The 13005-nt window shown below is 66.7% G+C and carries 13 protein-coding genes; 7 read left to right on the forward strand and 6 right to left on the reverse strand.

The features are described from left to right. Positions 1-7: 7 nt before the first annotated feature. Both ehuB and AC6LKD_RS26480 read right to left on the reverse strand, forming a co-directional pair. A complete protein-coding gene (gene ehuB / locus AC6LKD_RS26475) occupies positions 8-916 on the reverse strand; it encodes an ectoine/hydroxyectoine ABC transporter substrate-binding protein EhuB (protein WP_013394738.1) in 909 nt (302 codons plus the stop codon). A 176-nt stretch (positions 917-1092) separates the two neighbouring features. Then, positions 1093-2247, reverse strand: a complete 1155-nt coding sequence (locus tag AC6LKD_RS26480; RefSeq protein ID WP_498117906.1) for an ABC transporter substrate-binding protein — start codon at positions 2245-2247, stop codon at positions 1093-1095. 272 nt (positions 2248-2519) lie between these two features. Between AC6LKD_RS26480 and AC6LKD_RS26485 the strand changes: the two genes are divergently transcribed. Both AC6LKD_RS26485 and AC6LKD_RS26490 read left to right on the forward strand, forming a co-directional pair. Next, positions 2520-2945, forward strand: coding sequence for an OsmC family protein (locus tag AC6LKD_RS26485; protein ID WP_013394740.1), 426 nt, complete (start codon positions 2520-2522; stop codon positions 2943-2945). Positions 2946-3074: 129 nt separating this feature from the next. Then, positions 3075-4364: an Nramp family divalent metal transporter gene (locus AC6LKD_RS26490; protein ID WP_498117907.1), complete on the forward strand. Its 1290-nt coding sequence runs from the start codon at positions 3075-3077 to the stop codon at positions 4362-4364. Here the strand turns inward: AC6LKD_RS26490 and AC6LKD_RS26495 are convergent. After that, entirely contained in the window at positions 4337-5296 is a 960-nt protein-coding gene (locus AC6LKD_RS26495; protein WP_498117908.1) for a LysR family transcriptional regulator, read from the reverse strand. The two genes, AC6LKD_RS26490 and AC6LKD_RS26495, sit on opposite strands and share 28 nt — an antisense overlap. A 202-nt stretch (positions 5297-5498) precedes the next feature. Here AC6LKD_RS26495 and AC6LKD_RS26500 point away from each other — a divergent pair, with 202 nt between their 5' ends. Then, positions 5499-6404, forward strand: a complete 906-nt coding sequence (locus tag AC6LKD_RS26500; RefSeq protein ID WP_498117909.1) for a LysR substrate-binding domain-containing protein — start codon at positions 5499-5501, stop codon at positions 6402-6404. Between the two features lie 62 nt (positions 6405-6466). On the opposite strand, the gene AC6LKD_RS26505 is transcribed toward AC6LKD_RS26500, so the two are convergent. Together AC6LKD_RS26505 and AC6LKD_RS26510 are read right to left on the reverse strand one after the other, a co-directional pair. Beyond that, positions 6467-6688 carry a hypothetical protein gene (locus AC6LKD_RS26505; protein ID WP_054455972.1) on the reverse strand — a complete coding sequence of 74 codons (222 nt, stop codon included), beginning with the start codon at positions 6686-6688 and terminating at the stop codon, positions 6467-6469. Positions 6689-6885: 197 nt separating this feature from the next. Then, on the reverse strand, positions 6886-7494 hold the full coding sequence (locus AC6LKD_RS26510) for a TetR/AcrR family transcriptional regulator (RefSeq protein ID WP_498117910.1): 609 nt from the start codon (positions 7492-7494) through the stop codon (positions 6886-6888). A gap of 104 nt (positions 7495-7598) precedes the next feature. Here AC6LKD_RS26510 and AC6LKD_RS26515 point away from each other — a divergent pair, with 104 nt between their 5' ends. Next, positions 7599-8882: an MFS transporter gene (locus AC6LKD_RS26515; RefSeq protein ID WP_498117911.1), complete on the forward strand. Its 1284-nt coding sequence runs from the start codon at positions 7599-7601 to the stop codon at positions 8880-8882. Positions 8883-8945: 63 nt separating this feature from the next. On the opposite strand, the gene AC6LKD_RS26520 is transcribed toward AC6LKD_RS26515, so the two are convergent. After that, on the reverse strand, positions 8946-9647 hold the full coding sequence (locus AC6LKD_RS26520; protein ID WP_148260620.1) for a GntR family transcriptional regulator: 702 nt from the start codon (positions 9645-9647) through the stop codon (positions 8946-8948). 128 nt (positions 9648-9775) lie between these two features. Here AC6LKD_RS26520 and AC6LKD_RS26525 point away from each other — a divergent pair, with 128 nt between their 5' ends. Genes AC6LKD_RS26525 through AC6LKD_RS26535 form a run of 3 tightly spaced genes read left to right on the forward strand, consistent with a single transcriptional unit; the run spans position 9776 to position 12894 of the window. Continuing rightward, positions 9776-10771 (forward strand): Bug family tripartite tricarboxylate transporter substrate binding protein, encoded by a 996-nt coding sequence (locus tag AC6LKD_RS26525; RefSeq protein WP_498117912.1) that lies wholly within the window; start codon positions 9776-9778, stop codon positions 10769-10771. Positions 10772-10822: 51 nt separating this feature from the next. Next, positions 10823-11623, forward strand: coding sequence for an enoyl-CoA hydratase/isomerase family protein (locus tag AC6LKD_RS26530; protein WP_498117913.1), 801 nt, complete (start codon positions 10823-10825; stop codon positions 11621-11623). Positions 11624-11643: 20 nt separating this feature from the next. Then, positions 11644-12894, forward strand: a complete 1251-nt coding sequence (locus tag AC6LKD_RS26535) for a CaiB/BaiF CoA transferase family protein (RefSeq protein ID WP_498117914.1) — start codon at positions 11644-11646, stop codon at positions 12892-12894. The last annotated feature ends 111 nt before the right edge of the window (positions 12895-13005 follow it).

Below are 13005 nucleotides of genomic sequence, written 5' to 3' on the forward strand. Positions count from 1 at the left end.
GCCCCCCTTACTGGCCGGCGCACAGCTTGGCGGCCGTGACTCCCTTGGGCAGCTCCTGCGGGGTGAAGCCGAAGGGCGCCACCAGCTTCTGGTGTTCTTCGGTACCGATGAACTTGGCCAATTCAGCGTTGAAAGCATCGGCAAAAGCCTTGTCGTCGGAACGGAAGGCATAGGCGCCGTAGCCGCGCACATCCTTGCCGTCGATGACGGGGTCCTTGAACGGATCGGCCTTCTCCAGGCCGCTGGCCGCGCTGGTCTTGCCCATCAAGTCGTTGACCGTGAGCGCCGTAGCCGCGTAGGCGTCGGCGCGCCCGGCCTGCACGCCGGACAGCGCGCTGACCGCGTCGGGAAACACCACCACTTGCGCCGGCGGCACCTTGATCTTGGAGGCGTACTCCGCTTCGATCGCGCCCACCACCACGCCCAGCTTGGCGTCGGGATTCTTCATCACGTCTTCGTAGCTGTGCAGATTCTTGGGATTGCCCTGCTTGACCAGGAAGGACTGGCCGACGCCATAGGTGGGGTCGGAGAACGCCACCTGCTGGCAGCGTTCGGGGGTGACGTACATGCCCGCCGCGATGATGTCGAAACGCTTGGCCTGCAGACCCGGAATAAGGGAGCCGAACTCGGTCAGGACGCCCTCCACCTCGTTGATACCCATGCGCTTGAGTACCACGCGCGCGATCTCCACGGACTCGCCCGTGACCTTGGCTTCCTTGCTGTCCATGTAGGCGAAAGGCGCTTCGTTGGCGTAGCCGATGCGTATCTTGCCAGCGGCCTTGGCGGCCTCCAGGGTGGACGCCGCGGCGGGTGCGCTCGCGGCCGGCGCAGCCTTGTCGGACCCCGAGTCGGAACATGCCGCCAGCACCCCCAGGCTCAAGGCGGCAAGCAAACGTCTGGATCGGATCAGGCTCATGGCAGTTTCTCCTGTATTTATTTCGAGGTATATGGATTCACTAAAAATAATACGCTATTAAATGATTTCTATACGAATGATATGCCCGAAAAAAAGCAGGCCGCAGCCTGCTTTTCGATCCGTCGCCCTATGAGAGGTCAGGACAAGTTACGAATGGTAGACGTCTATGTCCCCACTTACTCCGCGTAGGAAAAACGGCCGTTCCTGACGATGCCCATGACTCGGGCGCGCTCGTCGAAGCCCTGGTGGTTGTCCTTGGTGATATTCAGGACGCCATTGGGCACGACCAGATCACGCGTGTTTTCCAGGGCGTCGCGCAGCGCCGCGCGGAACTCCGGGGTGCCGGGCTTGGCGCCAGTTTTCAGCGCCCGCGCCACCGCCGAATCCAGCAGCATCCAGGCGCCATAGGCGTCGCCCGCGAACTGGGTCAGCGTGTTGGCGCCGTAGCGGGCTTCGTACTTGTCGGCGAAGGCCACCGCCACCTTCTTGACCGGGTTGTCGTCCGGCAGCTCGCGCGCCACCACGCCGGGGCCGGTGGGGAACAAGGTGCCTTCCACGTCCGCGCCCCCGACCTGCAGGAACTCCAGCGTGCCGATGCCATGCGTCTGGTAGATGGCGCCGGTGTAGCCGCGTTCCAGCAGCGTCTTCTGCGGCAAGGCGGAAGGCGTGCCGGCGCCGGCGATCAGCACGGCGTCGGGCTTGGCGGCGATGACCTTCAGCACCTGTCCCACCACCGACGCGTCGGTGCGCTGGAAGCGTTCCTGCGCCACGATCTTCAGGTCGGTCCCGGCGGCGGCGGTGAACTCCTTCCACCAGCTGTCGCCATAGGAATCCGCGAAACCGATGAAGGCGACGTTCTTCAGGCCCTTCTTCTTCATGTCCGCGACCAGCGCGGTGGCCATCAACGAATCGTTCTGCGGCATCTTGAAGGCCCAGGCGCGCTTCGGATCCGACAGCGGCTCAACGATGACGCTGGACGCGGCCAGCGCGATCATGGGCGTGCCAGTCTCGGCCAGCACGTCCAGGCCCGCCAGTGCCGCAGCCGTGGTGTTGGGGCCGACGATGGCGTCGACCTTGTCTTCCGAGGTCAGCTTGCGCATGTTCTTCACCGCCCTGCTGACGTCGGTGCCGTCGTCCAGCACCACGTAGCGGGCCGGCTCGCCACCCAGCGTGGCGGGCCACAGGCGGATCGCGTTATTGGTCTGGATGCCGATGGCGGCGGCCGGGCCGGTCGTGGACACGTCCACGCCGATGACGATTTCGGCGTGGGCGGACAAGGCGGGGACGGCCAGCGCGACAGCGCAGGCGTAGCGGACGAGCTTGTAAGACATGACAGCAGTTCTCGGCGAAGTTTGAGCAGATGTCCGTATTTTGCCTGATGGGCGCGCGCCGCCTTGCGACGCGCATCAAGCAGTCGCGCTGCAAGACCAGCGGTTACATCGGCTTGCCGTTGCGTGCAGACGCTTTCCGCGCCTGGCGCCCGTGCCCGCCGTATCATCGGTCATGCCAACCCAGGCAATGCGCTCCGCCCCTAGCCGGCGGCCCGCGCCCTCCCACACCGGCCGCGCTCGCGACGGGCGCGGCCCTACTACAGGAGTCACGCATGAAGAAAACCGCAACCGCCCACTGGTCCGGCGACCTGAAGACCGGCAAGGGCACCATCTCTACGCAGAGCGGCGCGCTCAAGGAACAGGCCTACGGCTTCAATACCCGCTTCGGCGACACCCCGGGCACCAACCCCGAGGAGCTGCTGGGCGCGGCCCACGCCGGCTGCTTCACCATGGCCCTGTCGAATATCCTGGCGGAAGCAGGCATGGTCGCGCAAAGCCTGGACACCAAGGCCGAGGTCACGCTGGACAAGGTGGACGATGGCTTCTCGATCACTGCCGTCCACCTGACCGTGGAAGCCGTCATCCCCGGCGCCAGCGCCCAGGCCTTCGAGGACGCCGCCCGCAAGGCCGAAAAAGGGTGCCCCGTGTCCAAGGTGCTGAACGCCAAGATCTCCATGGACGCGAAGCTCAAGTCCTGATCCCGCTGCGGCCCAGGGCCCGTCCGGCAAGGGCGGCGCCATTGGGCCGGCCTATCCCCTGCTTGCCCAAAATCAATTTGACGCTCCGCCCCTGCGAGAGGATGATGAGAATCATTCTCAGGAGCGAGCATGAGCCAATTCATCTACGCGATATCCGGCGGCAGGACCGCGCTGGCGCAGGACGTGCAGGTGTCGGCGGGACTGCGCCGCATCGCCGGCCCGGGCATCCTGGTGGCCGTGGGCTATATCGATCCGGGCAACTGGGCCACCGACATCGCCGGCGGCAGCGGCTTCGGCTATGGGCTGCTGCTGGTTGTGGTCACCTCGGCCCTGCTGGCGCTGGGCTTCCAGATCCTGGTGTCGCGCCTGGCGCTGGCTACCGGCCAGGACCTGGCCACGCTGACGGCCCGGCACCTGTCGCCGCGCCTGGCCAGGACGGTCTGGCTGGCCGGAGAGGCGGCGATCCTGGCAACTGCCCTTGCCGAGCTCATCGGCGGCGCAATCGCGCTGCGCCTGCTCTTCGGACTGCCGCTGATCGCGGGCGTGGCGGTCACCGGCGTCGGCACCTTCGCCGTGCTGGCGTTGACCCGCGGCAACGCCGACAAGCATGAACGCTTCATCGCCCTGCTGCTGTCGGTGGTCGCCATGTCCTTCGTGTTCCTGCTGTTCAAGGCCAATCCGGCCTGGACGGAAGTCGCGCATGGCGTCACCCAGACTGGCCGGGCGCTGCGCGACCCGCAGGGCTTCCTGATCGCGCTGGGGATACTCGGCGCAACCCTGATGCCGCACAACCTGTACCTGCATTCCGGCTCGCTGGCCCAGCGCGCGCAGCAACTGCCACCCGCCGCGCGCGACCTGGCCATGCGCGTGGCGCGCAACGACACCATCGTGTCGCTGGGCCTGGCGATGCTGATCAACGCCGCCATCATGATCGTCGCCGCCGCCTCGCTGTCGGGCTCGGGCCTCATCGTCTCCAGCCTGGACGACGCGCATGCCGTGATCGGCCAGACGCTGGGCGTGGGCGCGGCCATCGTGTTCGCCGTGGCGCTGTATGCCGCGGGACAAAGCTCCACCATCACCGGCGTGCTGGCCGGACGCATTCTGTCCAACGGTTTCCAGGTCCGCCAAGGCTGGTCCGACCGGCGCCGCGCGCTTGCGACCCGGTTGCTGGCGGGTGCGGCGGCGGTCGGCCTGTTGGCATTCACCGGCGGCCAGGACCCCGACAGCCTGCTGGTGCTTAGCCAGGTCATCCTGAGCCTGGCCCTGCCCTTTGCGCTCGGCCCGCTGGTGTTGCTGGCCTGCCGCAAGAGCCTGATGGGCAAGTACGTGTTGCGCGGCGCCTGGGCCTGGGCGGCGATCGGAGCCACGGTCGGCATCCTGCTGCTGGACGGCTATCTGGTGGCGGACATGCTGGTCTGAACCCGGGACCGGCCGGCGAACTCGGCTCGCGGCGCCCCGTCGCGGCGGAGCTCGATGGCCTCCCGCAACATGCCGATGATGGCCCGGGTCTTCCGTGGCAACGGCCTTTGCGGCGGCGTCAGCGCGGTGACCGGCAGCGAACGCATCCGATGGTCGGACAGCAGGCGCACCAGCCTGCCGGACGCCAGCTCCGCAGCGCAAGCGGGCTGCTGCACGACTCCGATACCGCCCGCTCCCAGAATGATGTCGAACATCGCGCGCCAATGCGTGGTGGTGACGGCCGTGCGGATTGCCGCTGGCCGGCTTTCGCCCGCGGCATCCATCATGGGCAAGGCCTCGTTCTGGAAAGCGTCCTTGACGCGGATGAAGGGATGTCTGGCGAGATCCTGCCTGTTGAGGACCGGGCCGTACCGGTCTAGATATTCGGGCGTGGCCACCAGCACGTGGTCCACCTCTCCCAGCGGATAGGCAAGATAGCGCCCGTCGCCGGCGCTCCCCAGGCGAATCGAAAGATCGACCCCTTCGACGGCCGGATCCACGGCCGCGTCGTTGAGGATCAGATCCATCAGCAGGCCCGGGTGTTCGTTCCGCGCCGCGATCAGCGTTGGAACCACAACCTTTTCGCCGTAGCAATGGGCGGCGGCGATCCGCAGCGTGCCGCCGATCTCCTGGCCCGTCGCCCAGACGGCCTCGGCCGCCTCGGCTGCCGAAGCCAGCAAGCCCTGGCTGCGTTCGTAGAAGATTCTGCCCGCTTCGGTGCACTTGAGCGCGCGTCCCGTGCGCAACAGCAAGGTGGCGCCCAGGAAGCGCTCGAGTTTCTCGATGCGTTCGCTCACCGCTGGCTGCCCCATGCCCAGGTCGCGGGCGGCGCCCGACATCGTCTCGCGTTCGACGACGCGGACGTAGATGCGCATCGCTGCCAAAAGATCCATACCTATCCCGAAATTCCACCCGCCGCCCCCCCACCGCGCATGCATGCGCAAGCCGGGGACTTTGGAGTGCGCCCGCTTTCGCCATCCTGCGCAACCGCCGCAGCACTCCCAGGGCGCATTCTAGGGATGCCTACGTAAACCGAAAAGCCAAAATTCTCTTATCATCGTTTCCGTTTGGTTTACACATAAACGGCGGTGGTCCATGAAACCCAACCAACTGCAGGCATTCGTCGCGGTCGCCACGCAACACAGCATCCGCGCTGCCGCTCGCAGCTTGGGCGTTTCGGCGCCCGCCGTGACCAAGATCGTGCGCGAACTGGAGCGCGAACTCGGCGCCGCCCTGGTCGAACGCAGCGTCAAGGGCATCACGCTCACGGAATGCGGGGCTGCCCTGCTGCCCCGCGCGCAGCTGCTGCTGGATGACATGCGACGGGCGCGCGACGAGGTCGCTCAGTTACGTGACGGCAATGCCGGCCAGGTGCGCGTGGCGGTCAGTGCCGCGTTCGCGCAGACCTTGTTCATCCCGACGTTCCGGCGCTTGCGGCAACGGCGCCCGGGCGTCTCGCTGCACGTCAGCGAAGCCGGCCTGGCAGGCATTCTGACGCGGCTGCGCGAGCCGCAGGTCGATTTCGCGGTCATGCATGCGGACCCGGAGCTGTTGCAGGACGAGTTCGAATGCCAGCCGCTGTTCCCGGTACGGCTGGTGGTCGGCATGCGCAGGCAACATCCCTTGCGCAACCGGCGCTCGATGCACGAACTGCTCAACGCTGAATGGGCCCTGCCCGGCGATGGCGGCGATCCGCTATCGGCCACGACCCGACTGTTCGCGTCGTTGGGCATGCCGGTACCGCCGCGCGTGGTGCAAGGTGATTCGCTCACCGCGGCCCTGGCCCTGGTGTCGCAGACGGATCATCTCGGACTGTTCGTGGAGCCGCTGGCGGACGCGGTCTTCAAAAACCTGGGCATCCGGCGCCTGGAGCTTGACGATGCGCTGCCGGTCCTGCAGGTCTGCGTCATACAGCGCAAGGGCAGCGACCTGACGCCAGCCGCCCGGCAATTCATCGCCTGCCTGCGTGAAGTCCTGGACGAGACTCAACTGGCACCATGAAAAACGCCGGCAGATTGCCGGCGTTTTCGCTCGCGACGCTGCGCGCGTCGCTCCAGGGCACTTCAGTGATAGGCGGAAACCACGGGGTGTTGGCGGCGGCCAGCGTCCATGTCGTGCAGCACTTCACCCACGGCGCCGCCAAACGCCGCCAGGCGCACTTTCAGGCGCAGCCAGCGCGAGCCGGAGGCATGGCCGGACAGGCTTTCCGCGATGATGGCGTCATGAATCAGGGTACGTTCCAGCTCATCCGACATGCGGGCATTCTTCAGCGCGGTATCGCTCATGGTTCTCTCCTTGAGAAAGCGATGTGGAACAACACCAGTCCATCTTAGACCTGTGCTTGCTGCGTCGCAATAAATTTCTCAAGCATTTTTTTGTGCGTTGCGCAATGGGTACAAACACCAAAAATGGTGCACATGTGCACTGCTGCCTGCACCTTGCTGGTGCCGCCCCCGTCCCCTCGATCTGGAGGCGCGCCGTATCAGGCCTGTGCCAGATGCGCCTGAATCAGCATGTCCGCCATCTGCGCGACCCGCCCGGCAGGCCCGCCCTCGCCAAACAGCTGGCTGGAGACGAAGGCGCCCTCGAACAACAACAACAGGCCATCGCCCAGCGCGTCGGGATCGGCCGCCCCCATGTCCGCCGCCATGGCGGCCAAGCGCCTGCGCAGCTCCGCCTTGTGTTCCACCGCCACGGCGCGGGCAGGATGGCCGGCTTCGGGGTATTCCACCGCCGCGTTGGTCAGGCCGCAGCCCCGGTATCCGCTTTGCACCGCTCGCGCGCTCAAGCCGGTGAGGTAGGCCAGGACCTGGGCGCGCGGGTCGCCCGGATGCGCCGCGCAGGCGGCATCGAAACGCGCCCAGAATTCGGCGTCGTAGTCGCGCAGATAGGCCGCCGCCAACTCATCCTTGGACGAAAAGTTGCGGTACAGGCTGGGTTTGGTCACCCCCGCCTCAGTGACGATGGCGTCCACGCCCACCGCCCGGATGCCGTCCCGGTAGAACATTTCGCGCGCGGTCTTGCGGATGCGATCGGCCGCCAGCGGCGGCTTGGATGCGGGCCGGTCGGCGGCGGTGGTTTTGCTGGCCATGGATGGGCTCCTTTTCCGGATGACGGACGCGACGAAAAATCGCTTGACTATGTTACTGACCGGTACGTACTATTCGCAAACCCCATTACGTACCGGTCAGTAACATGAGTATAGCCCAGCCTCCCATTCCTTTCCGGCGCGCCGGCCAGAAGTACGCTTTCGTCGTCGTCGCGGTCATTTTCCTGGCCCTGCTGGTTTCCGCCGGCCTGCGTTCCTCGCCCAGCGTGCTGCTGGTGCCGCTGGAAGAAACCTTTGGCTGGAGCCGCAGCACCATCTCCCTGGCCGCCGCGGTCGGCATCTTCCTGTATGGCATGGTCGGCCCCTTCGCCGCCGCGGCGATGGAACGCTTCGGCTTGCGGCGGGTGCTGATCGGCGCCCTGCTCGTGATGGCAGCGTCCAGCGCGGCCAGCGCCTTCATGACCGAGTCCTGGCATCTGTTGCTGACCTGGGGCGTGTTCTCGGGCCTGGGTTCGGGCGCGGTGGCGGTGGTGCTGGGCGCGACCGTGGTCAACCGCTGGTTCACCAAGCACCGCGGCGTGATGATGGGTCTGTTGACCGCCAGTTCCGCAACCGGCACGCTGGTGTTCCTGCCGGTGCTGGCGGCGCTGGCCTCGTCCGGCGACTGGACCCGCGTGGTCTGGACCGTGGCGGCCGCGGCGGCGGCGCTGGTGCCGCTGGCCTGGTGGCTGGTGCCGGACCGCCCCGCCAGCGTCGGGCTGGTGCCGTTCGGCAGCGATCCGCATGCGCCGCCGGCGCCCGCCGCGCCGCGCACCGGCATGCTGGCCGCCACCTTCGGCGCGCTGGCGCGGGCCTCGCGCACCCGCACCTTCTGGTTCCTGTTCGCCACTTTCTTCGTTTGCGGCTTTACCACCAACGGTCTGGTGGGCACGCACCTGATCGCGCTTTGCGGCGACCATGGCATGCCCGAGGTGCAGGCCGCGGGCCTGCTGGCGCTGATGGGCATTTTCGACCTGATCGGCACCACGGCGTCCGGCTGGCTGACCGACCGCTACGATCCGCGCAAGCTGCTGTTCGTCTACTACGGCCTACGGGGACTGTCGCTGATCTACCTGCCCTATTCCGACTTCTCGTTCTACAGCCTGTCGATCTTCGCCATCTTCTTCGGCCTGGACTGGATCGCCACGGTGCCGCCCACGCTGCGCCTGACGACCGAAGCCTTCGGCGAGCGCGATGCCCCCATCGTGTTCGGCTGGATCGTCGCCGGCCACCAGTTGGGCGCCGCCAGCGCCGCCTGGATGGCGGGCGCCGTGCGCGAAGCGCAGGGCAGCTACCTGATGGCCTTCGTCATCTCCGGCATGACCGGCCTGATCGCCGCCGTCATCGCGCTGATGATAGGCAGGCAGCGCGCGGTGCCGCAGCCGGCCTGACTGCGACTGCGGGCGGACCGCCGGCCCCCGGCCGCGCGCCGCCCGCGCAAATCACAGGCCTAGTCAGGCCTTGGCCGCGCCACCCGCGCGCCCGCGCAAGTTGTAGGTCTTCTTGCTGCCCACATGCTTGCGGATGAGCGACTCCGCAAGCTCGCCATCGCGCCGCATCAGCGCCTGGACGAAGGCCTCATGGTCGGCCACCGCCGCCGTCCATTCGTCGATATCGAAATTCGACTTGTAGCGCAGCGCCTGAACCTGCAGGTTGAACCTGTCATAGGAATGCGTCAGCGCCGGGTTGTGGGCGGCGCGGTTGATGGCGATGTGCGTGCCCATGCTGGCCGCGAAATACGCGCGGATGTCGCGCTGCTCATACCCCTGCAGCATCTGCGCATGCAATTGCGCGATGTGCGCCAGCTCCGCGTCCGTCGCGCGCTCGGCGGCGCTGCGCACCGCCAGGCCTTCCAGCACCGACAGCACATCGAAGATGTTTTCGACGTCATCGGCCGACAACTCGATCACCATCGCCCCGCGCTTGGGCTGCAAGGTCACCAGCCCGTCCGAGGCCAGCATGCGGTAGGCCTCGCGCAGCGGCGTGCGCGAGATCTTCAACTGCTCGCACAGGTCCCGTTCGTTGAGCCAGGTGCCCGGCTTGAAGGTGCCGTCGATGATGAGCTGCCGCAGTTTCTCGGCCACCACGGCCGGCAGCGTGGGGTGATGGATGGCCAAATCGGGGACGGACTGGTCCATAACTTCAGGGTTAGCCATGAGTTGTTGCCACTCGCTAATTCGACTATTTTTGTATCTGGTATACCAAACACCAGCGGCATACCAACCTGACCCCATCATAGATCAAGCAACACGCGGGCAGGCTTACAACCACCAAGGAGACCCACATGCACAAGCACGCTCGCGCCTGGGCCGGCGCCCTGGCATTGACCGCCAGCCTGGCCGCCGCCAGCCCCGCCCTGGCGCAGGACGCATCCAAATGGCCGGAGCGGCCAGTACGCCTGATCGTCGGTTTCGTGCCCGGCGGCGGCACCGACGTGTCGGCCCGCATCCTGTCAGCCCGCCTGTCCACCCTCCTGGGCCAGCAGGTGGTGGTCGAGAACAAGCCCGGCGCATCCGGCCTGATCGCGGCCGACTTCGTGGCCAAGGCCGATCCGGACGGCTACACCCTGCTGCTCGCCAACATGCAATCCACCGTCGCCGCGCCCTACGTAGTGCAGTCCAGCGTCGACCCGATCAAGGATTTCACGCCGGTGCGCTACATCGGCTCGGTGCCCAATGTGCTGGTGGTCAACCCGGCCAAGCACAGCTACGCCAGCGTGCAGAACCTGGTGGACGACGCCCGCGCCAAGCCCAAGCAGCTGACCTACGCGTCTTCCGGCATGGGCAGCCCGCAGCACCTGAGCGCCGCGCGCTTTTCGCAGATCGCGGGCGTGAGCATGGAACACGTGCCCTACAAGGGCAGCGGCCAGGCCATGACCGACCTGCTGGGCGGCAGCGTGGACATGAACTTCGACACTTTGCCCGGCGCCATCAACCAGATCCAGGCCGGCAAGCTGCGTCCGCTTGCCGTGACCAGCACCGAACGCAGCAAGCGCCTGCCCGACGTGCCCACGCTGGCGGAGTCCGGCATCAAGGGCCTGGACGTGGTGCAGTGGTACGCGGTGCTGGCCCCGGCCAAGCTGCCCAAGCCGGTCCTGGAGAAACTCGACCAGGCCCTGAGCCAGACCCTGGCCGATCCCGAGATCAAGGCCAAGCTGGCCGACCAGGGCATGGAACTGGGCGGCGGCCCCAACAATCCCGCGGCCTTCGCCAGCTACGTGCAGGATGAATGGAGCAAGTACGGCAAGCTCACCACCAGCCTGGGCCTGACCAAGCAGTAAGCTCGCAGCAACCCGGCGGGGGTACAGCCCCCGCCCAAGCAAAGGAACACCATGAGCGCTACCCCCACTTCCGATTCCTCCCCCATCCTGCGCCAGCGCGACGGTGACATCGTGACCGTAGTGCTGAACCGCCCGGAAAAGCTCAACGCCTTCACCATAGACAGCTGGCGGCTGCTGGGCGACACCTTCCTGGAGCTGGACGCCGACGACAGCGTGCGCTGCGTGCTGCTGCGCGGCGCGGGCGAGAAAGCCTTCTCTCCCGGCAACGACATCAGCGAATTCGAGACCGCCCGCAGCAACAAGCGTCAGGCCATCGAGTACGGCGCGGTCATGCGCCGGACCATAGAGGCCATCGGCAACTGCCGCCATCCCGTGGTGGCGCAGATACACGGCATCTGCGTAGGCGGGGGCATGGAGATCGCCAGCCTGGCCGACATCCGCATCTGCGGCGCAAGTTCGCGCTTCGGCGTGCCCATCAAGAACCTCGGGCTGGTGATGTCGTATTCGGAACTGGCGCCGCTGGTGCGCCTGGTCGGTCCGTCCGCCGCGCTGCAGGTGCTGCTGGAAGGCACCATCTTCGACGCCCAGGAAGCGTTGCGCCTGGGCGTGGTCACGCGCGTGGCGCCCGACGACCAGGTCGCCGCGGAAGCCCAGGCCGCCGCCCGCCGCATCGCCGACGGCGCGCCGCTGGTGGCGCGCTGGCACAAGAAATTCATCCGCAACCTGGTGGACGGCAAGACCCTGACCGACGCCGACCGCGACGAAGCCTTCGACTGCTTCGACACCGAGGATTTCCGCACGGGCTACCAGGCCTTCCTGGCCAAGGCCAAGCCGCAATTCAATGCCCGCTGAACCCCATGCAAGGAGGACTCATGCATAACGATACCCAGGGCGACACCCAGCGCCCCGCCGGCGCGCTTGCCGGCATGCGCGTGATCGAGCTGTCGCAGATCATGGCCGGCCCGACCTGCGGCATGATGCTGGCCGACATGGGCGCCGACGTCATCAAGGTCGAAAAGATCGACGGCGGCGACGACTCGCGCCAGTACCGCGACCCGCAGATCAACGGCATCTCGGCGCCCTACCTCATGCTCAACCGCAACAAGCGCGCCATCGCGCTGGACCTGAAGCACCCCGAAGGCAAGAAGGTGCTACTGCGCATGATCCGCGATGCCGACGTGGTGACCGAGAACTTCCGCAAGGGCACCATGGAGAAGCTGGGCCTGGGCTACGAACGGCTGCGCCAGGAGAACCCCGGCCTGATCTATTGCGCGGTGTCGGGCTACGGCACCACCGGCCCCTATGCCGACAAGGGCGGTTTCGACCTGGTGGCGCAGGGCTTCTCCGGCCTGATGGCGATCACCGGCGAACCGGGCGGTCCGCCGCTGCGCACCGGCAACTCCGTCGCGGACATCAACGCCGGCCTGCTGGCGGCCTTCGGCGTGCTGGCCGCCTATCAGCACAAGCAGCGCACCGGCGAAGGCCAGATCGTGGAAACGTCATTGCTCGAAGCCAGCTTGCAGCAACTGTACTGGCATGCCGCCATCTACTTCGGCAGCGGCGTTTCGCCCGGGCCCACGGGCTCGGCGCACGTGCTCAGCGCGCCCTACCAAGCCTTCCCCACCGCCACCGACTGGATCATCATCGGCGGCGCCAACGAGAAGAACTGGCAGCGCATCACTCAGGCGCTGGGCAAACCGGAATGGGCCGAGGATGCCCGCTACGCGCGCAACCGCGACCGTATGCAGAACCGTGATCAGCTGGTGGAGGACATGTCCGCCATCCTGAAGACGCGCAGCGCGGAGGAATGGTTGGACGTATTCGACGCTGCCGGCGTGCCTGCGGGACCGGTGCATTCCATCGCCCAGGCGCTGTCACATCCGCAGACGCTGGCGCGCGGCATGGTGGTGGAACAGGATCACCCGGTGGCCGGCAAGGTGCGCACCGTGGGCATGCCGGTGAAGCTGTCGGCCACGCCCGCGCAATACCACCGCGCAGCGCCGCGGCTGGGCGAGGACAGCATCGCGATTCTGGGAGAGTTCGGCTATGGCGCCAAGGAAATCGAAGCACTGATCGATGCGGGCGTAGTCGCGGCCGTGGATCGTGAACGCGCACAGGCTTAGGACGTTTTTGGCTGAATTGCTGGCGTTTGGTTGTGTACGGCTGGGGTTCTTGAGTCGCCGGCGTCCGGGCTGCGGGATTCCGATGCTCGCCCCAGTGGGGCTGCGCTTCGG

The sequence above is a fragment of the Achromobacter sp. D7-1 genome, assembly GCF_059760445.1.